Below are 21,931 nucleotides of genomic sequence, written 5' to 3'. Positions count from 1 at the left end.
ATTGTGGCATCACTGCGCCTTTTACGAGCGATTCTGCACGCTTGGAAGGTGTTTTGCCAAGGGTTTCTGCAATCTGTGGTTAAATCCTGTCCCTCAAGGCGAACCAGTTGAGTGCGAGGAAGAGCAGAGGCGTGCGCCAGCGCCGGCCGCCGGGAAAGGGCGGGATTTTCAGATCCTCTATCAGTTTCAGCCGGTCCCGGTTGCCTGAAACAGTTTCTGCATAGAGCTTGCCGAAGAAGTTCGACAGCATCACGCCGTGGCCGGAATAGCCGCCGATCGAAATCACATTGGGCATCACCTCGCGCACGAAAGGTTTCCTCGGCACTGTGATGCCGACATAGCCGCCCCAGCCATGGGTGATCTCGACATCCCTGAGGTCGGGATAAAGCTCTGCTATCTGCCGGCGGATGTGGATGTGAATGTCCTTCGGATCGTTGACCGCATAGATCTCGCGCCCGCCGAACAGCAGCCGGCCATCCCTCGTTTTGCGGAAATAGCGCACGACAAAGCGCGAATCGTCGACCGCCTCGCCGCCCGGCAGCACTTTTGTGTCGGCCCCGAGCGGCACCGTCGCGCCGATGAAGGAGCCGATCGGCATGATGTGCGCCGCACTCACCGGCTCCAGCGCGCCGCCATAGGCATTGACGCCGAACAGGCATTTCTCGGCTGTAATCGTGCCCTTCGGCGTCGTGACATTGACCTTGCCGCCGACGGAGGTGATGCCGGTCGCCGGCGTTTGCTCGAACAGCTGCGCGCCCGCCTCAGCCGCTACCTTTGCCGTGCCGATCACCAGCTTGAGCGGATGGATGTGGCCGGTGCCGGTATCGCGGGTGCCGCCGAAATAAGCGGTCGATCCCAGCCGCTCCGCCGTCTCCCTGGCATCCATGAAGGAAATATGCGAATAGCCGAAGCGGCTTGCCATGATCTCGGCATGCGCTTTGTAGTCGTCGACATGGCGCTTCTTGTGCGCCACCGACATCTGGCCCGGCATATAGTCGATCTCGATGCGGTTGACGGCGGCGAATTCGATGAGGTGCGCCTTGGCCTCCTCCGCCAGGTCGAACAGCGCCTTGGCCCGGGAAAACCCGTATTCGGCCTCCATTTCCTCGGCCCAGGCACGCTGGCCCGTCCCAAGCTGGCCGCCATTGCGGCCGGATGCGCCATCGCCGAAACGATGCGCCTCGGTCAGCACGACATTGGCGCCGGCCTTGGCCAGATGGGCAGCCGCCGACAGGCCGGTGAAACCGCCACCGACGATGACCACGTCGCATGTCCGGTCGCCGTCGAGCGCCGCGTACTCGGGCCGAGGTCCCGCTGAATCCTCGTACCAGGAGCGGCCGGGAGAGATGGGGGATTGGTAGGGCATGATGACCGACAGGTAGGGCAGTAGGGCAGTAGGGCAGTAGGGCAGTAGGGCAGTAGGGCAGTAGGGCAGTAGGGCAGTAGGGCAGTAGGGTAGAAGCTATTCAGGTGACAATTTGCGGATCAGAAGGCGCAAGAGCGTCCCTACGCTCTCGCTGCGGTTCATCAAGGGTTCGACCGCCTCGCGCGTGGCGATTCCGACACGGTGCGCAATCATAAGATGCGTCTCCAGTTCCTTCAGCGATCCTTGGGCGATCCTGAGAAATTGCTGGTAGCAAGCTCGGCTCTCTCGGCCGTAACCCTCAGCGATGTTGGCAGGCACGGAGGTAGCTGCCCGACGCGCCTGACCTGTCACTCCATAGAGTTCGTTTTTCGGCCAAGCTCGTGTCGCTTCATAGATTGATACTGCCAGGTCCATCGCCTGCTGCCAGACGATCAGATCCCTGTAGGACTCGATCTTCGCCATCACATGCCGCCCCCTACTGCCGTACTGCCCTACTCCCCTAAACGTTCAGCAGCAGATACTCCCGCTCCCACGGGCTGATCACTTCCATGAAGGTTTCGAATTCCGCCCGCTTGATCGCCGCAAAGGTCGCGACGAAGGACTTGCCGAGCAGCGTGCCGAGTTCCTCGTCGGCCTCGAACAGGTCGACGGCTTCCAGCAGGCTGCGCGGCAGGTCGATCTGGTCCGCATTGGCGGTCGTCAGCACAGGCGGCTCGGCCTTGATCTTGTTGGTCATGCCGATCAGGCCGCAGGCGAGCGATGCGGCCAGCGCCAGATAGGGATTGGCATCGGAAGAGGGAATGCGGTTTTCGACGCGTCGGGCCGCCGGGTCGGAGCGCGGAACGCGGAAGGCGGTGGTGCGGTTGTCGTAGCCCCATTTGTTGTTGACCGGCGCCGAAGCCGACTGCGTCAGCCGGCGGTAGGAATTGACATAGGGTGCAAACATCACCAGCGCGTTCGGCACATGTTTCTGCATGCCGCCGATGAAATGGAAGAAATCGTCGGTCTCCGAGCCGTCCTCGGCCGAAAAGACGTTCTTGCCGCTCTTCTTGTCGATAATCGACTGATGGATGTGCATCGCCGAACCGGGCTGGCCCTGGATGGGTTTGGCCATGAAGGTGGCATAGATCTCATGCTTCAGCGCCGCCTCGCGAATGGTGCGCTTGAACATGAACACCTGGTCGGCGAGTTCGATCGGATCGCCATGGCGCAGATTGATCTCGAGCTGGCCGGCTCCCTCCTCATGGATCAGCGTGTCGATCTCCAGGCCCTGGCTCTCGGAAAAATGGTAGATGTCGTCGATCAGTTCGTCGAACTCGTTGACGCCGGCGATCGAATAGCCGGCGCCGCCACCGATCGGCCGTCCGGACCGTCCGACGGGCGGGGTCAGCGGGTAGTCCGGGTCGGGATTCTTGCGCACCAGGTAGAATTCGATCTCGGGCGCCACCACCGGCTTCAGCCCGCGCTTGTCGTAGGCGGCAAGCACGCGCCTCAGCACGTTGCGCGGCGTGAACTCGACCGATCGGCCGTCCTGGTGGACGAGGTCGCAAATGACCGCCGCCGTTGGATCCTCTTCCCACGGCACCACGGTCAGCGTGGAAAGATCCGGCATCAGCTTGAGGTCGCCGTCGTCCTCCGGATAGTGGAAGCCGTTGCCGTCCTCCGGATAGCCGCCGGAAATCGTCGTCATGAATACCGCCGAAGGCAGCGCCAGCGAGGTGTTGGAGGTGAATTTCTTCGATGGCATCATCTTGCCGCGCGCAACGCCGGCCTGGTCGGGCGTGATGCATTCGATGTCCTCGATGCCGCGCCATTCCAGCCAGGCGCTGACTTCCTTCCAGTTCTTCACGCCCCGCAGATTTTTCACGAACGCAGGCGTGCGGGCACGTCCTCCGCGGCTCGACGGACGGACTTCCTTTTTTGCAGGCGGCATCATTCACCAGATTGGGTTGCGGATTTTGGAGTATAGCCGGGGCCGGTGATGGAAGGGAAGGGGAGCCGGCCCGTATCGCCTGCACGGTTGAAAATCGCCACGGGCAGCTTAGGTTCGGCCTCCCGTGAACTAGCGTCCCGGTTTCAGTAGAAGACATCGAATGCAGAACAATGCCCAATTGACCACGATCGGCTTCGATGCCGATGACACGCTCTGGCAGAACGAACAGTTCTTCCGCCTGACCGAGAAGCGCTTTGCCGCGCTGCTCGCCGACCACGCCGAGGAGGGGCATATATCGGCACGATTGCTGGAAGCCGAGAAGCGCAATCTCGCAATCTACGGTTTCGGCATCAAGGGATTTACGCTGTCGATGATCGAGACGGCGATCGAGATCACCGAAGGCCGTGCGCAAGCCTCGGTCATCGCCGAAATTCTTGCCGCGGGCCGCGACATGCTTGGCCATCCGATCGAGGCGCTGCCCCATGCGCGCGAAACCGTGGAAAAGCTGGCAGGTGCGTACCGCCTGCTGCTGATCACCAAGGGCGACCTCTTCGACCAGGAGCGGAAGCTGGCGCAATCGGGCCTTGGAGATCTGTTCGAGGCGGTCGAGATCGTCAGCGACAAGAGCGCGGCCACCTATGCCAGGATCTTCAGCCGCCACGGCGATGGCCCGGAAAAAAGCATGATGGTTGGCAACTCGCTGAAGTCGGACGTAGTGCCGGCCATCGAGGCCGGCGGTTGGGGTGTCCACGTGCCGCATGAACTGACCTGGGTGCTGGAACATGTCGAGCCGCCGGTTGCGGCACCTCGCTTCCGCCGGATAGCCGATCTGTCGGAACTGCCCGGGCTGATGGAAAGCATCGGGAAAGCCGGTTGACGGTCAACCTCGCCTAGAGCGGAATGCATTTGGATTGAACGGGCATCCCGCTCTATCTGTTTGTTTTAGCCGCATTTGTGCGACGCCAAGTGATTCCACTTGGCTGCAAAATGCTCTAGCTGCGCCCGAGCCCGATCAGGTGGTCGATCACCGGTTGCAGCCGTTCGGGGGTGATCGGCTTGACCACCACCACGTCGACAACGCTCGACAAGCCCAGGCTCTCCGGAGTGCCATTCTTGGTTGAAAGCAGGATCACCGAAGGGAGCGACTTGCCCGATGTCCGTCGCAGCGTGCCGATACCGGACAGCAGCGAGTCGCAGTCCTTGTTGTCGGCTCCGCCATCGAGGACGACAGCGCCGGGAATGAACGATCGCAACGCCGCTGCCGCCGTTTCGGGCGATTCCGAGATGGGTTTCAGCCCGGATCGTTCAACTATTTTCGACACCACCACCCGGTTGACCGGCGATTTTCCGACGACGAGCACGCGGGTAAAGTCCGCGAGCATCTCGGACTGCCCGTTCCGGCTCACCAAAGTCAGGTGGCTTGCAGTCTTGGTCTCGCGATTCACGGGGCGCATGGGCAGGACAACCATTCGTCGCTGTTTCAATGCAGAGTTGAAATCAGAGCGACAATTGGCGTGAGATCGTGTCCCATGTCAAGTTGAAACGGCGGGTTTCGAAGATGTTGCTGTAAGCGATAAAATATAAGTTAAATCTTTAATCTTGGCATGGCGTGAAGGGTTGTGAAACGAAATTCACCTGCGCAGAAAAACTGCGCAGGTGAGGCGCGAATTCATCGGTTTCGATCAGCCTTGGTTCCGCTGCGTGACGATCACCGGGATCAGCAGGTCGCCCCAATTGCCGTCGCCGCCATGGTGTCTTGCCGAGCGTACCAGCTCCACCGACACGCCGGCCTCGACCGCCTTCATGACGGACTGGTTGAGTCTGTGCAGGTCATTCGCCAGCATGCGGATGGTCGCCTGCTGGTCGACATTCATGGTGGTGGCCTGTTCTTCGGCCCGTTCCTTGACGCGGCTGATCGATGCCATTGGTTTTCTCCTTGAACCCCTTTTGGGGCGTTTCCTCTGTTGTTGCGTTTCTTCTATTCCGCGGCCGGCTTGAACTGGGCATGCTCGGTCGATTCATGCATGGCCGTGGTCGAGGATCGGCCGCCGGTGATCGCCATGGACACGGCGTCGAAATAACCGGTGCCGACCTCGCGCTGATGCTTGGTCGCCGTGTAGCCGTGGGCTTCGGCCGCGAACTCCGCTTCCTGCAACTCGGAATAGGCAGCCATCTGCCGCGCCTTGTAGCCGCGCGCGAGCTCGAACATGCCAAAATTGAGCTGGTGGAAACCGGCCAGCGTGATGAACTGGAATTTGTAGCCCATGGCGCCGAGCTCCTTCTGGAACCTGGCAATGGTGGCGTCGTCGAGGTTCTTCTTCCAGTTGAACGACGGCGAGCAATTATAGGCGAGCAGCTTGCCCGGATGGTGTTTGCGCACGCCCTCGGCGAATTTTTTTGCCTGCGCCAGATCCGGCTTGGAAGTCTCGCACCAGATCAGGTCCGCATGAGGCGCGTAGGCGATAGCCCGCGCAATGCAGGGCTCGATGCCGTTCCTGACCTGATAGAAGCCCTCCACCGTGCGGCCCGCACTATAATCGACGAAGGGCTGGTCGCGTTCGTCGATGTCGGAGGTGAGCAGCTTAGCGGCTTCGGCGTCGGTGCGGGCGACAACCAGCGTCGGCGTCCCCATCACGTCGGCGGCAAGCCGCGCGGCGTTGAGGTTGCGGATGTGTGCTGCGGTCGGGATCAGCACCTTGCCGCCGAGATGGCCGCATTTCTTCTCCGACGCCAACTGGTCCTCATAATGGACGCCGGCGGCACCGGCCTCGATGAAGGCCTTCATGATCTCGAAGGCATTGAGCGGCCCGCCGAAGCCGGCCTCCGCATCGGCCACGATCGGCGCGAACCAGGTGTCGACCGAAAGCCCCTTGCCTTCGGAGGTCTCGATCTGGTCGGCGCGCTGCAGCGTGCGGTTGATGCGCTTGACGAGCTCAGGCGCCGCGTTGGCGGGATAGAGCGACTGGTCCGGATACATGGCTGATGCGGTGTTGGCGTCGGCGGCGACCTGCCAGCCCGACAGATAGATTGCCTTCAGGCCGGCCCGCACCTGCTGCATCGCCTGGTTGCCCGACATGGCGCCGAGCGCGTTGACGAAATCCTCCTCGTGGATGAGCTTCCACAACCGGTTGGCGCCCATCTCGGCGAGGCTCTGGCGGATCTGGACCGAACCGCGCAACCGCTTCACATCTTCGGTCGAATAGGGCCGTTCGATACCGTCAAACCGGCCTTCCGGTGCCGAGGGGACGAGGTTGTAAAAATCAGTCATCGGTCACTCCGAATGGGTCTGTGTCGGGTTTTGAGAACGCCAGGTCATGGAAAACATCGCGTCGTCGGATGTGACATCATTTACATTGCATTGCAAAATTGGCCAGAAGAACTAGGGGATAAACCGGAAAATAAGAGAAAATCTGTGTTGCGTTTGACAGCGTGCGGCTGTAATTTTGTAAATCTTGTAAAGACTCAACTCGCAAAGTCGAAGTTCGACTTCATTGTAAATTCGTGTAAAGGGACCATGGCCGAGCAAAAGATATTCGCCGGACCGCGCATCCGCCGCATCCGCAACGCCAAGGGCCTGACGCAGACGGCGATGGCCGAAGGGCTCGGCATCTCGCCGTCCTATCTCAATCTCATCGAGCGCAACCAGCGACCGCTGACGGTCCAGTTGATCCTGAAGCTGGCTTCCGTCTACAAGGTCGACCCGCACGAATTGCAAGGCGAGGCGAAAGGGGCGGTCGCCGCCTTGCGGGAAGTCTTCTCGGATCCGTTGCTGGTCGGCGAATTGCCGGGGGACCAGGAGCTGATCGAGCTTGCCGAGGCGGCGCCCAACGCGTCCGCCGCGGTGGTAAAACTGTTCCGCGCCTATCGCGAGCAGGCTGAGCGGCTTTCCGATCTCAATGAGCTTCTGGCGCGGGAGGGTAGGGCCACCGCGCTTTCCGGCGCCCGCTTGCCGATCGACGAAATGCACGAGATTTTCGAGCGCCGGCCGAACCATTTTACCGCACTCGAGGCGGAGGCCGAGTCGTTCACATCGGTGCTCGATCCCGGCGACGATCTGTTCGGTGCGCTGAAGGCCTGGCTGAAGCGCGAATACGGCATCGTCGTCAAGGTGCTGCCGGTCGCCACCATGCCGAACTGGCGCCGCCGCTACGACCGCCATTCGCAGCGCCTGTTTCTGTCCGAGCGCCTGTCGCCGTTCGACCAGTTGCGCGAAGTGGCGATGGAGGCCTGCCTGATCCGCATGACGGTCGCGGTGGCGGGCGAGATTCAGGCGCTGAAGCTGACCACGGACGAGGCCCGCCGGCTGGCGCGCTTCGAACTTGGCCGCTACGCTGCCCACGCGCTGATGATGCCTTATCAGGCCTTTCAGGCGGCCGCCCACCGCGCGCGCTATGACATCGACGTGTTGCGTTCGCGCTTCGGCGTCTCCTTTGAGCAGGCCGCGAACCGCCTGACCATGCTGCAGCGGCCGGGCGCGTCGGGCATACCGTTCTTCATGCTGGAGGTCGACAATGCCGGCAACCGCTTCCGCAAGGCGGGCAGCCAGGGCTTTCCGCAGAGCCGCTTCGGCGGCGGCTGCCCGAAACTGCCTGTCCATGCTGCCTTTGCCCAGCCCGGCCAGATCTTCGTCGAGGCGGTGGAAATGCCCGATGGCGCCGAGTTCCTGTGCGTCGCCCGCACGCTCGAAGGGCCGCAGGGCGCGTTTGCGGAACGCCCGCGCCGCACGGCACTTCTGCTGGGCTGCGACATCGGCTTTCGCGACGAGATCGTCTACGGCGCGGCACTGCCGGGTGTGGCTGCCGCCGCAAAGCCTGGACAGGGAACCAATCCGGCTACACCGATAGGCCCCGCCTGCCGGCTCTGTGAACGCATCGGCTGCCTCGCCCGCGCCGAGCCGCCGGTCACGCGCCCGCTCGGCCTCGATGAGATGGTGACCGGACTGAGCGCCTTCGATTTTCAGTGAGACGTCGCAGACACCTTGCCGTCTTTGCCACAATTGTCGCCGTCCGGTGGATCACGCCCGGCTGCTGCCTTTGCGTTACGCGTCTGAGGCACGTCCTTGTCGTCCGTTGCGCATTGTGCCGCCCCAGTGCATGTCGCGCAAAAGTGCGCAGCGGTTTTGCGACAACGACATGCACAAAACAAGAAGCTAAAGCGCGTCGCATGAATCCGTTCAAACCCGACACGCTTTAGAAATCGCCGACAGTCGCGCCCATGACCGATACCGCATCATCGCCGATGGCCGTTTCGCCTGTTGTCTCGCCGCAGGGCGAGCGCATCGGCTTCCTCCTGGTGTTCCTGTCGGCTCTGATGTGGAGTTTCGGCGGCGCCATCGCCCGCTTCATCGACGCCGGCGACAGTTGGACCGTGGTGTTCTGGCGCTCGGTCTGGGCCGCCGCCTTCCTGGTCTGCTTCATGATCTGGCGCGACGGCTGGCGCTGCACGCTGAAATTGTTTCGCGACATGGGCCTGCCCGGCCTTGCCGTGGCCTTCTGCTTCGCCACCGCCTCGACCTCTTTCGTCGTGGCGCTTGCCTATACTTCCGTCGCCAACATCCTCTTGATGCAGGCCGGCGTGCCACTGCTGGCGGCGTTGTTGGCCTGGGCGCTGTTTCGTGAAAGAGTCGCCATGGCGACCTGGGTGGCGATTGGCGCGGTCATTGCCGGCGTCGCCGTCATGGTGTCGGAATCCCTCGACGGCGCCGTCTCGCCCATCGGCGACGGATTGGCCCTGCTCATCGCCGTCATGTTTTCGATCGCCACCGTCATCACGCGCCGCTTTGCCCATGTGCGCATGACGCCGGCGACCTGCCTCGGCACGATGCTCGCCGCCGCATTCGCGGCGTCACAGGCATCGGAATTTGCCGTTTCCAGCCGCGACATGGGCTTCCTCTTTGCCTTCGGCGTTGTCAACCTGGGTCTTGGCCTTGCCTTCTTCGCCACCGGCGCCCGGCTCGTTCCGGCGGCAATCGCCGCCCTGCTCGGCACATTCGAGCCGATCCTCGGACCGATCTGGGTCTGGCTCATCCACTCCGAGGTGCCATCGGCGCGCACCATTGTCGGTGGCGCTGTCGTGGTCACGGCGCTGCTCGTCCATATCGGGCTCGAATTCAAGCGTCAGGCGCGGCCCGTGCGGCCAGGCGTCACTGGCATGCCATCACCTAACTGATGCAGCGCACCCGCCAAAGCGAGATGAGCCATTGACAACGCGGCGGCCGCGCGGGCAGGCTGCAAATACGGCAACAACAAGACAGGCGTATCTTGCCAAGTCTCTCCGTCGGCCCGATCAAGACCGGAGCGCATCGTTGTATTTCTGCCCGCGCAGCGGCGAAAGCTTCTGACGACGACGGAGCGCCTTCCCGACCGCAAAGGAAACACCGGGCTCCGCCAGCATCGCCCCGCCATGGTGCCGGCAATTCGCGCTTGTTGCTTCCTGGAAAGCTCAATAATCTGAAGCAAATGCCGGCCGCGCGGACGCTGCCGGGTACAATCACCAAAGGAGAATGGCATGATCCGCAAAGCGCTCTGGCTTTCGGCGACTTCGGCATTGTTGGCTCTGCTCGCGTCCGGCGCTCATGCCCAGGACCGCGTCGTCAACGTCTTCAACTGGTCGGACTATATCGACAGTTCGATCATTGACGACTTCACCAAGGAGACCGGTATCAAGGTCGTCTACGACACTTATGATTCCAACGAAATTCTCGAAACCAAGCTGCTTGCCGGTGGCAGCGGCTACGATGTCGTGGTGCCGACGGCAAGCCCGTTCCTGGCCCGTCAGATACAGGCCGGGGTTTACCAGAAACTGGACAAGTCGAAGCTGCCCAACCTTTCCAATATGTGGGGTGAGGTGGCGGACCGGGTTGCGAAGTTCGACCCCGGCAACGAATACTCGGTCAACTATATGTGGGGTACGACCGGCATTGGCTACAACACCAAGAAGGTGAAGGAAGCCCTTGGTATCGATACGATCGATAGTTGGGACGCGGTTTTGAAGCCGGAGAATATCGCCAAGCTCGCGGGTTGCGGCGTGTACTTCCTGGATTCGCCGACGGACATTGTTCCGACCGCGCTGAATTATCTTGGTCTCAAGCCCGACTCGACCTCTCCCGATGACATTGCCAAGGCCACGGACCTGTTGCTGAGCATTCGGCCGTCGATCCGCAAATTCCACTCGTCGGACTACATCAACGCGCTCGCCAATGGCGACATCTGTGTGGCGGTCGGGTTTTCCGGCGACCTCTTCCAGGCCCGCGATCGTGCGACGGAAGCGAACAAGGGGGTCGAAATCGCCTACGCCATCCCCAAGGAAGGCGCGGAGATGTGGTTCGATCAGATGGCGATCCCGGCCGATGCGCCGCATGTCGCCGAGGCGCACGAATTCATCAACTACATGATGAAACCCGAAGTGATCGCCAAATCCACCAACTACGTTTTCTACGCCAATGGCAACAAGGCCTCGCAGCCGCTCGTCAGCAAGGAAATCCTTGATGACCCGGGCGTTTATCCAACCGATGCGGTGCTGGCCAAACTGTTCACCGTGGGTCCATACGATCCCAAGACGCAACGTCTCGTCACCAGGTCGTGGACCAAGGTCATTACGGGACAATAGTAATCTGACGCGGCCCCGGCGGCTGGCTGCCGGGGTCGAATTCTTCAGGGGCAAGATAAGAGACGGAGTGGGACATGAAATCGCTTGGCAGTATCCGCAGGGATTTCGCGCCCTGGAACGACCCCAACGCCAAGCCCTACATCCAATTCGAAAACGTCACCAAGAGGTTCGGTGACTTCACCGCCGTCAACAATCTGTCGCTGACCATCTTCGAGCGCGAGTTCTTCGCCCTGCTCGGCGCGTCCGGTTGCGGCAAGTCGACCTTGCTCAGAATGCTCGCCGGTTTCGAGGAGCCGTCCGCAGGCCGTATCCTGCTCGATGGCCAGGATTTGCGTGGCATCCCACCCTACCGGCGGCCGGTCAACATGATGTTCCAGTCCTACGCCCTGTTCCCGCACATGACTGTCGAGAACAACATTGCCTTCGGCCTCAAGCAGGACGGCATGGCCAAGTCCGATATCGAAAAGCGCGTCGCCGAGATGCTGAAGCTGGTCAAGCTCGAGCAGTTCGCCAAGCGCAAGCCGCACCAACTGTCCGGCGGCCAGCGCCAGCGCGTCGCGCTTGCCCGCTCGGTCGCCAAGCGGCCGAAGGTTCTGCTGCTCGACGAGCCGCTTGGCGCGCTGGACAAGAAGCTGCGCGAGGAGACGCAGTTCGAACTGATGGACCTGCAGCAGGAACTTGGCTTGACCTTCGTCGTCGTCACCCACGACCAGGAAGAGGCAATGACCATGGCCGACCGCATCGCCATCATGGACAAGGGCGAGGTGATGCAGGTGGCGACGCCGGCGGAAGTCTACGAGGCGCCTGGCTCCCGTTTCGTCGCCGGCTTTGTCGGCAACGTCAACATGTTCGAAGGCAAGGTCGCGCGTGGCGAGGCGGGTGCCGCAAGCATCGATGCCGGCAACGGCATTACCATCCGCACCGAGAACGCCGGCGATGCCGCCGCTGGCGCCACTGTCGCCTTCGCCATCAGGCCGGAGAAGATCAAGGTATCGTCGAAGAAGCCGGCCGATGCCGTCAACGCCATCGAGGGCGAGGTCTACGACATCGCCTATCTCGGCGACATGACTGTCTATCACATCAAGCTCGACGACGGCCATGTGGTGCGCGCGAGCGCGATGAACGCGGCCCGCATCACCGAGGATCCACTGACCTGGAACGACCGGGCCTGGGTTTCATTCCGGCCGGATGCCGGCGTCGTTCTGACACGGTAGGGGGCGGTCATGTCGAACGCCGTAACCGCCGTATCGGCCTCTCCGGCAGCCAATGACGGCAAATCCGTTCCGGCGAGGCTGGGGGAGGCCTTCGTTGGCCGCCTGGTCATCATCATCCCCTATCTCTGGCTGCTGTTCTTTTTCCTCGTCCCCTTCATCATCGTCTTCAAGATTTCGCTGTCGCAGACGGCGATTGCCATGCCGCCCTACACGCCCGTGCTCGATTTCAGGGACGGCATCTCCGGGTTCTTCGCTGGATTTGGCGAGCTCAATTTCGACAATTACGCCTGGTTGACGCAGGACGCGCTCTACGTCAACGCCTATGTATCGAGCGTCATCATTGCCGCCATCTCGACGCTGCTGACCTTGCTGGTCGGCTATCCCATCGCCTATGGCATGGCGCGTGCGCCGGCGGCGATCCGCCCGACGCTGCTGATGCTGGTGATCCTGCCGTTCTGGACCTCGTTCCTGATCCGGGTCTACGCCTGGATCGGTATCCTCAAGCCCGAGGGGCTGCTCAACCAGTTGCTGCTGTCCACCGGCATCATCAGCCAGCCGCTGATCATCCTCAACACCTACACGGCGATCTTCATCGGCATCGTCTATTCCTACCTGCCGTTCATGGTGCTACCGCTCTATTCCGCCCTTGAGAAAATGGATCATTCGCTGATCGAGGCGGCCAAGGATCTCGGCTGCCCGCCGACCAGCGCCTTCTGGAAGATCACTTTCCCGCTGTCGCTGCCAGGCGTCATCGCCGGTTGCCTTCTGGTGTTCATTCCCGCCGTCGGCGAGTTCGTCATCCCCGACCTGCTCGGCGGATCGCAGACGCTGATGATCGGCAAGACGCTGTGGAACGAGTTCTTCGCCAATCGCGACTGGCCGGTGTCGTCGGCCGTCGCCGTCATCCTGCTGTTGCTGCTGATCGTGCCGATCATGCTCTTCCAGCGGGCCCAGGCGCGCGCCCAGGAACAGGATCGGTAAACCCATGAACGCCACCTGGAGCCGCTTCAACATCACCTCGATCGTGCTGGGTTTTGCCTTTCTTTACCTGCCGATCGTCCTGCTCATCGTCTTTTCGTTCAACGAGTCGAAACTGGTCACCGTCTGGGGCGGCTTCTCGACCAAATGGTACGTCTCGCTGTTTCACAATCAGGGCCTGATGGACGCTGCCTGGGTGACGGTGCGTGTCGGCGTCATTTCGGCAACGGTGGCGACCGTGCTCGGGACGCTGGCGGCGCTCACCCTGACACGCTACACGCGTTTCAGGGGCCGGGTGCTGTTTTCCGGCATGGTCTTTGCGCCGCTGGTCATGCCGGAAGTCATCACCGGCCTGTCGCTGCTGCTGCTCTTCGTGGCTGTCGGTCTCGACCGCGGCTTTCTCACCGTTACCCTTGCCCACATCACATTGACCATGTGCTTCGTAGCCGTTGTCGTGCAGTCGCGCCTGGTCACCTTCGACCGCTCGCTGGAAGAGGCCGCGATGGATCTGGGCGCGCCGCCGGTAAAAACCTTCTTCCAGATCACGCTGCCCGTCATCATGCCGGCGATCGTGTCCGGCTGGATGCTGGCGTTCACATTGTCGCTCGACGACCTCGTCATCGCCAGCTTCACCTCCGGGCCGGGCGCCACCACGCTGCCGATGAAGATCTACAGTCAGGTCCGCCTCGGCGTGACGCCTGAGATCAACGCCGCCTGCACCATTTTGATCGCGGTCGTCGCGGTCGGCGTCATCGCCGCGTCGGTCGTCAACAAGCGCCGCGAGGTGCAACGGCAACTTGACGAGCAGGCCGCGCAACGCGGCTGAAAATGGGCCGCCACCTTCAGGCGGCCTATTCTCCTGAAACGCCGCGGCTTATCGGCGAGATGAACGGCGTGCTCCAGGTGCCGCCGACGAAGAATGACGACTGGCTGGGGCCTTGGCCGTTTGTCTGCGTCGTCGCCTGGTCTGGCTGGATGATGCCGCCGGAGAGAGCCAACCCGCGTCCGGCATAGGTTGCGATGCCGGAAAGCCAGAGCTTGTATTTCGCCGAATTGGCCTCGGCCTTGTCGATCTTCGCCACGCCGTTCGAAATGCTCGCCTTGAGTTCGGCTCCGTCGATAGGCAGCGTTCCGTCGGAGACATCGTCGAGCGCGAAGAACCCGCCCTGTTCGGTGTGTTTGAGAAATGCCGGCAGATTGAGCTTGCTCAGCGCGCCCTGACCGAATGTTGCCGAGACCGAGCCGTCGGCATTCTCGAAAATGGAATCCCAGGTTCTGCCTGGCCCCTTGAGGATGACGGAGACGGTCCCCGTCCCGATCGGCACCAGTCGCGTCATTCCGGCCGCGGTGGCGAACGCGCCGCCGTCGATATCAGAGGCAAGCAGCCTGATCTCGACCTGCGTCCCTTCCGGCTTGCGATCGAAACGAAGACTGCTCTGGATGTTGCCGCCAAAGGCCGATGCATCGGAAATGTCGAAGACGGCAAGACCGTTCTTGACCTGGGCGGTGGCGGCGACATCGGCAAGCTGGATGGCGCCCGCGGTGGCGTGGGCGGCCGACAGCCTGAGATCGAGATTGACCCGGTCGGCGAAGCTCGTGTCGATTTCGGCGGGGCCGGTTCCGCCAGTGGGCGTCAAGGGGGTGAAGGCGGAGAGAAACGACCACAGATCAAGCGTGTCGAAGGCAAGCGTCCCGGCGATCACCGGCCGCGCCTCGCCGAAGGAGAGGTCCAGGGCGCCCATTCCCGGATTGTTGTCGAGCGCAAGCGCGGTGTTTTCCAGTTTGACGCGGCCGGCGGTTGCCGTGACCTTGCTCGAAACGGAAATCGAGCCGATTGCCGCACCCGGCGCGATGCCGGCCTGCGACCATTCGAGCACCCGCCTGAGCGAAGGCGCGGCAAATTTCGCCTGGCCGTCGAAAAAGGCATTTTCGAACATGCTGGCCACGCCGTCGAAGGAAAAACTGGCAGGGGCCGCCTTGAACGAAAGCGTGATCGGCGCCGCGCCCCCCGCAAACAGCACCAGCGGGTTCGGCGATGCGGCATCGATGGCGATACTTTCGCCGCGCCAGATCCCGGTCGCCGACAGCGTCGCATTGCTGTTCATCGCGGCCCAGTTCGCTTGACCGGTCAGGCTGCTCAGGATCTCGGTGTCCTTGCCGCCGACCGAGGTCACCATGCGGCCGTCCCTGAATTCCACGGTGCCGAACGGATCCGTCGGCAGCTTGCTCAGATCGGGCTTCGCCGGATCGGCGCTGATCACGGCGCGAGCCGTGTCGATGGAGCGCGTTATGCGCCCGCCCGAGGGTATGGCGGGCAGAAAAAGCCCATTTGCGGCGCGCTGAACCCGGATCGTCGGCCGCACCAGCCGCGCCGTCGAAAACACCACGTCGCCACGCAGCGCCGCCATGGCGGAGAGATCGACCTCGACCCGTTCGGCTTCGATCACCGGCGGCGCGTCGGTTTCCGTCCACTGTGAGAGCGTCACATCGGACAGGATGGCGCGGAAATTCGGCCAGACTTCGATCCGCGGTGCGCCGTCGATGGTGACCCTGAAACCGCTCCACGCGCTCATTTCCCAGGCGATGCGGTCGCGCACGATGCGGGTCGAGGCGACGAGCGGCAGGGCGGCGACGACCAGCGCGATGACGAGGACGGCAACGCCGATCACCCATATTCCGCGCCGGATCAAAGGTGATGCCATATCGCCCCGGTTGCTTCCATTCCGACAAAATCGCTCGATGGGTGTAACCCCAGTCGTCACTACGACTTAGGGCTGACGCATTTCAAGTCTTTATGGCCCGGCGATGGCATTTGCGCACATCCATCGCGGCCGGCTTAACAAAATCTTGCTCTGCTGCGCTGCGATATGCATAAGCGACGGTGACCGTGGAGGAACGATCATGGCCGCCGAAACACCACTCTGGACCCCGACGCAAGACCAGATCGACTCCGCCCCGATGACTGCCTTCATGAAGGCCGCCGAGGCGAAAACCGGCGGCATGTTTTCCTCGTATGCCGACCTCCATCGCTGGTCGGTCGACGATCGCGGGGCGTTCTGGGACTTGGTCTGGGATTTTTGTGGGATCCTGGGCGACAAGGGGACCGGCGAGGGCGTCGGTGAACGCGTCCTTGTCGATGGCGAAAAGATGCCCGGCGCCGCCTTCTTCCCCGACGCGAAGCTGAACTTCGCCGAGAACCTCCTCAAGAAGACCGGCTCTGGAACGGCCATCGTCTTTCGCGGCGAGGACAAGGTCGAGCGGCGACTGTCCTGGAATGAGCTCCACGCGCTGACCTCGCGCCTGCAGCAGCTTTTCCTGTCGCTTGGGGTGAAAGAGGGCGACCGGATCGCCGCCATGATGCCCAACATGCCGGAGACCGTCGCCGCCATGCTGGCGGCCGCCTCTATCGGTGCCGTCTGGTCGTCCTGCTCTCCCGATTTCGGCGAGCAGGGCGTGCTGGACCGGTTCGGCCAGATCGCGCCCGTCGTCTTCATCGCCCCGGACGGCTATTGGTACAATGGCAAGGCGATCGAGGTCGCCGACAAGGTCGCCACCGTGGCGACAAAGCTTCCCACCGTCCGCAAGATCCTCATCGTCGACTATCTCGGCACCTCGGCCGACGTGGCAGTGACAATCGATAAGGCAGCGGCGCTGGAAGAGGCGCTTTCTCCGTTTGCCGCCAAGCCCGTCGCCTTCGAACGGCTGCCGTTCGCGCACCCGCTCTACATTCTGTTTTCCTCGGGCACGACCGGCATTCCCAAATGCATTGTCCATTCGGCTGGCGGAACGCTGATCCAGCACGTCAAGGAAGAACGGCTTCACGCCGGTTTGCTCGATGGCGACCGCTTCTTCTACTTCACCACATGCGGCTGGATGATGTGGAACTGGCTGGTATCAGGCCTGGCGTCGGGCGCGACGCTGCTGCTCTATGACGGCTCGCCCTTCTACCCCGACGGCAACGCACTGTTCGATTTCGCCGATGCCGAGAAGATGACTTATTTCGGCACCTCGGCCAAATTCATCGATTCCGTGCGCAAGGCCGGCCTCAAGCCGATCAACACGCACGATCTTTCCACCGTGCGCACGGTCTCCTCCACCGGCTCGCCGCTGTCGCCGGAGGATTTCCGCTTCGTCTATGACGGTATCAAGAAGGACGTGCACCTCGCTTCGATCTCCGGCGGCACCGACATCGTCTCCTGCTTCGTGCTCGGCGTGCCGACGCAGCCGGTCTGGACCGGCGAGATCCAGGGACCCGGTCTCGGCCTCGCCGTCGACGTCTGGGACGACGACGGTCACCCGCTCCGCCAGGAGAAGGGTGAACTCGTCTGCACGAAGGCGTTTCCGGCGATGCCGATCGGCTTCTGGAACGATCCCGATGGCAAAAAATACCACGCGGCCTATTTCGAGCGCTTCGACAATGTCTGGTGCCATGGCGACTTCGCCGAATGGACCTCGCATGGCGGACTGATCATCCATGGCCGCTCCGACGCGACGCTCAATCCGGGTGGTGTGAGGATCGGCACGGCGGAGATCTACAACCAGGTGGAGCAGATGCCGGAAATCTTGGAGGCGCTGTGCATCGGCCAGGATTTCGACAATGACGTGCGCGTCGTGCTGTTCGTGCGGCTGGCCGCGGGCGTCGAGCTTGACGCCGAACTGGAAAAACGCATCCGCGCGAAAATCCGCTCCGGTGCCAGTCCCCGTCACGTGCCAGCCAAAATCGTCGCCGTCAGCGATATTCCACGCACCAAGTCGGGCAAGATCACCGAGCTCGCGGTGCGCGATATGGTGCACGGTCGGACCATCAAGAACAAGGAGGCGCTGGCCAATCCCGAGGCGCTCGAACTGTTCCGCGACCTGCCGGAGCTGGCCGACTGAACATGGTTAACGAGTTATCTCGCTCGAATTTACCTAGATTTCATGAGTGGTACACATTGGTAAATTTTCCGGCGCGCCGGTAAGGATTTGTTAAGGGCCGGCATTGATAGTCGTGCGTAACTTGAGGGAGAAATCCCGTTCCTCGAAATCCCCAGAGGATCTGAATTCGCTCAAGCCCCGTTGTGACAGCAATCTCATTACTAAAGGCGTCCCGTGGGACGCCTTTCTTTTATTCTATTCGGCCAGCACGCGCGTCGATGGAAAAGCGATCTCGACGAGGGTGCCTTCGCCGGGCGTCGAGTTGATGGTGAAGCGGGCCCGGTTCGCCTCGACCATGGCCTTGGTCAGCGGCAGCCCGAGACCAGTGCCGTCACCGCGTCCGCGCTTCAGCGCATTGATCTGCTTGAACGGCTTCAGCGCCTGCTCGATCTCCGACTGGCTCATGCCGATGCCGGTGTCGCGAACGCGCATGACGACATCGCCCGAAGCCTCGTAGGCGGTCGAAACGATGACCTGGCCGCCGGCCTGAGTGTAGCGAATGGCATTCGACAGGATGTTCAGCGCGATCTGGCGCACGCTGCGCAGGTCGGCCACCACTTCCGGCAGCCGCGATGCGAAGCTGGAGCGGATGATGACACGTTCGCGGTTGGCCTGCGGCTGCATCATCGCCACCGTTTCGGCGAGCGTGTCGTTGAGCGACACCGCCTCGTAGGCCATCTCCTGCTGACCGGCCTCGATCTTCGAAATGTCGAGCAGATCGTTGACCAGGTCGAGCACGTGGTTGCCCGACCGGTTGATGTCGCGCAGATAGTCGCGGTAGCGATCATTGGCGACCGGCCCGAATTTCTCATCCACCATCAACTCGGAAAAGCCGATGATGGCGTTGAGCGGTGTGCGGATCTCGTGACTGATGCGGGCGAGGAAGTCGGTTTTCTGCGAGGAAGCGCGCTCGGCCACCGCGCGCGCCTGGGTCAGATCCTCTTCGGCCCGCTTCCATTGCGTTATGTCGCGCACCACCGCGCAGAAGCCGCTGTCATTGGGCAGCCTGCCGATGGTCATGAACAGCGGGATGAAGCGCCCTTGCGCCTCGCGTCCGATCACCTCGCGGCCGTCATTGAGCACGCTTGCCACGCCGGGTTCGGACAGTCCGTCGAGATAGTCCCGCGCCGCGCGCTGGCTTTCGATGGCAAACAGCGAGACGAAAGACTTGCCGGTCACCTCGTCGCTGTCGAAGCCGAACAGTGCTTCAGCCGGACGGCTGATCGAGCGGATCGTTCCGTCGCGGCCAATCAGCACGACGCCGTCGGTCGCGGTGTCGATGATGGTGCGCATCTCGGCGATGCGTGCCTTGAGCTCGGGGATGTCGGGCTGCGTCTGCTCGTCCGCAGCACCGTGCAGGGCCGCCGGCGGTGCATCGTCGTCGCCGGAACGGCGCACGACCAGCATCAGCGCCTTGCCGGTACGCCACGGAACCGCGCGCAAAAGAGCCTCGATCGGAAACTCCTGGCCGTCACGTGTCTTCAACCGCAGCGCGTGATCGGTGCCGTCGGAGGCGCTGTCGTCGTAAGGATCGGCAAACAGCGCGCCGAGGCCGCCTGCCTCCTCCAGATCGTCGAGCGTGTCATAGCCGGTCAGGCCGAGGAATTCCTCATTGGCGTAGTGAAGGTCGTCGCCGGAATGGATGAGGAGCGGCACCGGCAGCTTGCCGAGGATCGAAATATCCGGAGCCTTGTCGTCTCCGGCGAAAAAAGCCGACGGTACAAACCCTTCCAGCTTGAGTGGCGGCACCTGGAGACGTGGCCGCCCGACGGGTGCCGGCTCCACGTCATCGGTATTCGCGATGTCATCGGTTGACGGACGGGTTTCCTCGCTATCGGCGCGCGCCCAGTCCTCGCTGTCTTCCGCATCGCGGAAATCGTCCGCGATCATGCTGTCGTCGTCTTCGGTGGTCTCAGCACGCCGCGGCGCTTCGCTGGCGCTCGATCGGCTGTCCGTGCCGGTAGGTTGGGCGATCTCCTGCGCTTCAGCCTTGTCCGGTTCCGAGCGAGGTGCGTCATCGCTGTTGTCGGCTACATGGTCCCGGTCGGCGTAGTTAAGCAGCGAGCCCGTGATGTTGGACACGGCTGATGGTCCCGGCTGCTCCTGGACAGCCTCCGGCTGTTCCTGCACGGCCGCGTCCGGCTGCTTGCCGTCGAGTCTTGCGATATCCTTCTCGTCTTCGCTATTGGTTTCGGCCGGTTCCGCCACCAGTTCCGCCGGCTTTTCGACATCGGCTCGCTCGACCGGGACATTCTCCTTCCTAAGCCGCTCGCCGATCTCGCGGAATGCACTGCGCTCCAGCGTCGACAGGCCCTTGTCGTTGGCGGGCTGCCTGTGCTCCGCCAGCCGGATCACCTTGTCGGCAAAGCGACGTTCCGGCTTTGGCACAATGGTCAGCGCCGGCACCTCGCCCTTGAACGGATCGGTTTCCTTCGGTGCTTCGGGCACAGTCTCCGTGATCTCAGGCCCGGTGATCTCAGGTCCGGCGGCTGCCGGCGCCTGGTCATTGGGGACAAGCGCCATCCCGATCGCTTCCGGATCGACCGCCGCATCGCCGGTGCGGGCGACGCCGAAACCGCGGAAGCCTTCGAAGGCGCGGCTGCGGCCATAGACGGGCAGCGCCGCCAGGTCGACGGGTATTTTGAGATCGGTGCCGGCAACCGGCCACAGCACCGAACGGCCGGACCAGGTGTCGCGCCGCTCGAGCAGGCCGGCGATCTCGCCGGATGCATCGAGGCCAAAGGCGGCCGCGACGTCCCTGAAGCGCCGGCCGATCACGTCGGCGGCGGGCTTGCCGACGATCTCGGCGAATTCGGGTGAAAGGGCACTGAACTTGCCCTCGGCGTCGGTGCGCCAGACGAAGCGCAGCGGCGCCGCGGCGCGGTCGATGGTTCGCGTGGGGGGCTCGGCCGGGTAGGCGGGTTCGGCGATGTCTCGCGCGCTGCCTTGTGCTGGAATATCCGCCCCGGCGGGTGCTTCGCTAAGCAAAGGGGCTTCCGGCCTTACCGGCTCGCGCGTCTCATCCTCACTGGCGCTGAAGTACCAATGGTCATGCTGCGCCGGCGTTCCGCCGGGCGCCGGGCGAGCGCTATCGGCGGTTTGCGGGCTTCGTTCGGTTGCATTTGCAATGTCATGCTCAGCCGATGCCGCTTCGACAATCGGCGGTACGGCGTCCGTCGCCGTATCGGCGCCGGCTTCCGTCTCCACCGGGCCCCCGTCGCCAAGAGCTTCGCTATCGAGCCTGTCCTCGTCGATCACCACCAGCAGGTGCCGCTCATCCGTCAGCCGGGCGAGGCCGGCCGGATAGGAGGTGGCGCCGCCTGGAACGAGGCGCTTGACGATGCGCTCGCTCTCATTCGTTACATCGGCCACGAGTGCTGCCAGCGTCTCGGGCAGGATGCCAAGCGCCGAAAAACCATCCGAAGCTGCCTCGATACCGCCCTTGGCGTCGACAAAGGCGATGAAGTGACCGTCCTCGGTAAAGCCGCTGATCGCCCGATCGGCAATCTCGGCGGCGTTGCGCGAGCCGGCTTGCGCTGCCGGCACTGCCAGCATGATCGCATTCTCGCCATCCGGCATGGTGATAGCGGTGGCCAGGAAGCCAATCGCGCGGCTGGTCAGGCCGGTGGCCAGCCGAACCGTGATGGCGCGGTCGCGGCCGATCTCCGGAAAACCGCTTGTCGCCATGATCTGGCGCCTGGCGATCATCGGCAACCCTGCCGAGCTGCCGATGATCGCCTCGATGTCCGGGTAGCCGAACACGGCCGCTCCTGGTCCGTTGGCCCAGATCACCTGTTCGAGGTCGGCCGGCAGAACGGCGATCGCGTCGCCGGCGGCAAAGCGCTGGCGGACCGCGTCAAGCACAGCGACGTCGAGAAAGGAGTAGTTTTCGGACGGCATGCGGCTAGTGAACCC

The 21,931-nt window shown here is 62.7% G+C and carries 16 protein-coding genes; 8 read left to right on the top strand and 8 right to left on the bottom strand.

Translation table 11 applies throughout. The annotated features are described in order from the left end of the window. Positions 1-79 precede the first annotated feature (79 nt). The 3 genes from MESS2_RS25530 to MESS2_RS25520 form a co-directional block, all read right to left on the bottom strand. A complete protein-coding gene (locus MESS2_RS25530) occupies positions 80-1,366 on the bottom strand; it encodes an NAD(P)/FAD-dependent oxidoreductase (RefSeq protein WP_008877455.1) in 1,287 nt (428 codons plus the stop codon). Between the two features lie 96 nt (positions 1,367-1,462). Beyond that, positions 1,463-1,828 (bottom strand): four helix bundle protein, encoded by a 366-nt coding sequence (locus MESS2_RS25525; protein WP_008877454.1) that lies wholly within the window; start codon positions 1,826-1,828, stop codon positions 1,463-1,465. 37 nt (positions 1,829-1,865) lie between these two features. Then, on the bottom strand, positions 1,866-3,302 hold the full coding sequence (locus MESS2_RS25520; RefSeq protein WP_008877453.1) for a glutamine synthetase family protein: 1,437 nt from the start codon (positions 3,300-3,302) through the stop codon (positions 1,866-1,868). Positions 3,303-3,459: 157 nt separating this feature from the next. Between MESS2_RS25520 and MESS2_RS25515 the strand changes: the two genes are divergently transcribed. After that, on the top strand, positions 3,460-4,176 hold the full coding sequence (locus MESS2_RS25515; RefSeq protein ID WP_008877452.1) for an HAD family hydrolase: 717 nt from the start codon (positions 3,460-3,462) through the stop codon (positions 4,174-4,176). Between the two features lie 115 nt (positions 4,177-4,291). On the opposite strand, the gene MESS2_RS25510 is transcribed toward MESS2_RS25515, so the two are convergent. The 3 genes from MESS2_RS25510 to aceA form a co-directional block, all read right to left on the bottom strand. Then, positions 4,292-4,768, bottom strand: a complete 477-nt coding sequence (locus tag MESS2_RS25510) for a response regulator (RefSeq protein WP_008877451.1) — start codon at positions 4,766-4,768, stop codon at positions 4,292-4,294. A 213-nt stretch (positions 4,769-4,981) separates the two neighbouring features. Beyond that, positions 4,982-5,224: an SMc00767 family acetate metabolism repressor gene (locus MESS2_RS25505; protein ID WP_008877450.1), complete on the bottom strand. Its 243-nt coding sequence runs from the start codon at positions 5,222-5,224 to the stop codon at positions 4,982-4,984. 53 nt (positions 5,225-5,277) lie between these two features. Further along, on the bottom strand, positions 5,278-6,567 hold the full coding sequence (gene aceA, locus MESS2_RS25500; protein WP_008877449.1) for an isocitrate lyase: 1,290 nt from the start codon (positions 6,565-6,567) through the stop codon (positions 5,278-5,280). Positions 6,568-6,813: 246 nt separating this feature from the next. On the opposite strand from aceA, the gene MESS2_RS25495 reads away from it, so the two are divergent. From MESS2_RS25495 to MESS2_RS25470, 6 genes are all read left to right on the top strand, one after another. After that, on the top strand, positions 6,814-8,262 hold the full coding sequence (locus MESS2_RS25495; protein WP_008877447.1) for a helix-turn-helix domain-containing protein: 1,449 nt from the start codon (positions 6,814-6,816) through the stop codon (positions 8,260-8,262). 251 nt (positions 8,263-8,513) lie between these two features. Next, on the top strand, positions 8,514-9,467 hold the full coding sequence (locus MESS2_RS25490; protein WP_040594018.1) for a DMT family transporter: 954 nt from the start codon (positions 8,514-8,516) through the stop codon (positions 9,465-9,467). A 339-nt stretch (positions 9,468-9,806) separates the two neighbouring features. Beyond that, positions 9,807-10,907, top strand: a complete 1,101-nt coding sequence (locus MESS2_RS25485) for a polyamine ABC transporter substrate-binding protein (protein WP_008877445.1) — start codon at positions 9,807-9,809, stop codon at positions 10,905-10,907. Between the two features lie 74 nt (positions 10,908-10,981). Then, positions 10,982-12,121 (top strand): ABC transporter ATP-binding protein, encoded by a 1,140-nt coding sequence (locus tag MESS2_RS25480; protein WP_008877444.1) that lies wholly within the window; start codon positions 10,982-10,984, stop codon positions 12,119-12,121. 9 nt (positions 12,122-12,130) lie between these two features. Next, a complete protein-coding gene (locus tag MESS2_RS25475; protein WP_008877443.1) occupies positions 12,131-13,102 on the top strand; it encodes an ABC transporter permease subunit in 972 nt (323 codons plus the stop codon). Between the two features lie 4 nt (positions 13,103-13,106). After that, entirely contained in the window at positions 13,107-13,925 is an 819-nt protein-coding gene (locus MESS2_RS25470; RefSeq protein WP_008877442.1) for an ABC transporter permease, read from the top strand. Positions 13,926-13,950: 25 nt separating this feature from the next. Here the strand turns inward: MESS2_RS25470 and MESS2_RS25465 are convergent, their stop codons facing one another. Continuing rightward, positions 13,951-15,801, bottom strand: coding sequence for an AsmA family protein (locus tag MESS2_RS25465; RefSeq protein WP_040594017.1), 1,851 nt, complete (start codon positions 15,799-15,801; stop codon positions 13,951-13,953). 199 nt (positions 15,802-16,000) lie between these two features. Between MESS2_RS25465 and MESS2_RS25460 the strand changes: the two genes are divergently transcribed. Next, a complete protein-coding gene (locus MESS2_RS25460) occupies positions 16,001-17,977 on the top strand; it encodes an acetoacetate--CoA ligase (RefSeq protein WP_008877440.1) in 1,977 nt (658 codons plus the stop codon). A gap of 234 nt (positions 17,978-18,211) precedes the next feature. On the opposite strand, the gene MESS2_RS25455 is transcribed toward MESS2_RS25460, so the two are convergent. Continuing rightward, positions 18,212-21,916 carry a PAS domain S-box protein gene (locus tag MESS2_RS25455; RefSeq protein WP_008877438.1) on the bottom strand — a complete coding sequence of 1,235 codons (3,705 nt, stop codon included), beginning with the start codon at positions 21,914-21,916 and terminating at the stop codon, positions 18,212-18,214. Positions 21,917-21,931 lie beyond the last annotated feature (15 nt).

The sequence above is a fragment of the Mesorhizobium metallidurans STM 2683 genome (genome assembly GCF_000350085.1).
Classification (GTDB): domain Bacteria; phylum Pseudomonadota; class Alphaproteobacteria; order Rhizobiales; family Rhizobiaceae; genus Mesorhizobium; species Mesorhizobium metallidurans.
This window is presented reverse-complemented; position numbering and strand designations above follow the sequence as displayed.

What these genes read in the sequence shown, in the direction of transcription:
- MESS2_RS25530 (WP_008877455.1), bottom strand. Translation starts at nt 1,366, where the DNA reads ATGCCCTACCAATCCCCCATCTCTCCCGGCCGCTCCTGGTACGAGGAT.
- MESS2_RS25525 (WP_008877454.1), bottom strand. Translation starts at nt 1,828, where the DNA reads ATGGCGAAGATCGAGTCCTACAGGGATCTGATCGTCTGGCAGCAGGCG.
- MESS2_RS25520 (WP_008877453.1), bottom strand. Translation starts at nt 3,302, where the DNA reads ATGATGCCGCCTGCAAAAAAGGAAGTCCGTCCGTCGAGCCGCGGAGGA.
- MESS2_RS25515 (WP_008877452.1), top strand. Translation starts at nt 3,460, where the DNA reads ATGCAGAACAATGCCCAATTGACCACGATCGGCTTCGATGCCGATGAC.
- MESS2_RS25510 (WP_008877451.1), bottom strand. Translation starts at nt 4,768, where the DNA reads ATGGTTGTCCTGCCCATGCGCCCCGTGAATCGCGAGACCAAGACTGCA.
- MESS2_RS25505 (WP_008877450.1), bottom strand. Translation starts at nt 5,224, where the DNA reads ATGGCATCGATCAGCCGCGTCAAGGAACGGGCCGAAGAACAGGCCACC.
- aceA (WP_008877449.1), bottom strand. Translation starts at nt 6,567, where the DNA reads ATGACTGATTTTTACAACCTCGTCCCCTCGGCACCGGAAGGCCGGTTT.
- MESS2_RS25495 (WP_008877447.1), top strand. Translation starts at nt 6,814, where the DNA reads ATGGCCGAGCAAAAGATATTCGCCGGACCGCGCATCCGCCGCATCCGC.
- MESS2_RS25490 (WP_040594018.1), top strand. Translation starts at nt 8,514, where the DNA reads ATGACCGATACCGCATCATCGCCGATGGCCGTTTCGCCTGTTGTCTCG.
- MESS2_RS25485 (WP_008877445.1), top strand. Translation starts at nt 9,807, where the DNA reads ATGATCCGCAAAGCGCTCTGGCTTTCGGCGACTTCGGCATTGTTGGCT.
- MESS2_RS25480 (WP_008877444.1), top strand. Translation starts at nt 10,982, where the DNA reads ATGAAATCGCTTGGCAGTATCCGCAGGGATTTCGCGCCCTGGAACGAC.
- MESS2_RS25475 (WP_008877443.1), top strand. Translation starts at nt 12,131, where the DNA reads ATGTCGAACGCCGTAACCGCCGTATCGGCCTCTCCGGCAGCCAATGAC.
- MESS2_RS25470 (WP_008877442.1), top strand. Translation starts at nt 13,107, where the DNA reads ATGAACGCCACCTGGAGCCGCTTCAACATCACCTCGATCGTGCTGGGT.
- MESS2_RS25465 (WP_040594017.1), bottom strand. Translation starts at nt 15,801, where the DNA reads ATGGCATCACCTTTGATCCGGCGCGGAATATGGGTGATCGGCGTTGCC.
- MESS2_RS25460 (WP_008877440.1), top strand. Translation starts at nt 16,001, where the DNA reads ATGGCCGCCGAAACACCACTCTGGACCCCGACGCAAGACCAGATCGAC.
- MESS2_RS25455 (WP_008877438.1), bottom strand. Translation starts at nt 21,916, where the DNA reads ATGCCGTCCGAAAACTACTCCTTTCTCGACGTCGCTGTGCTTGACGCG.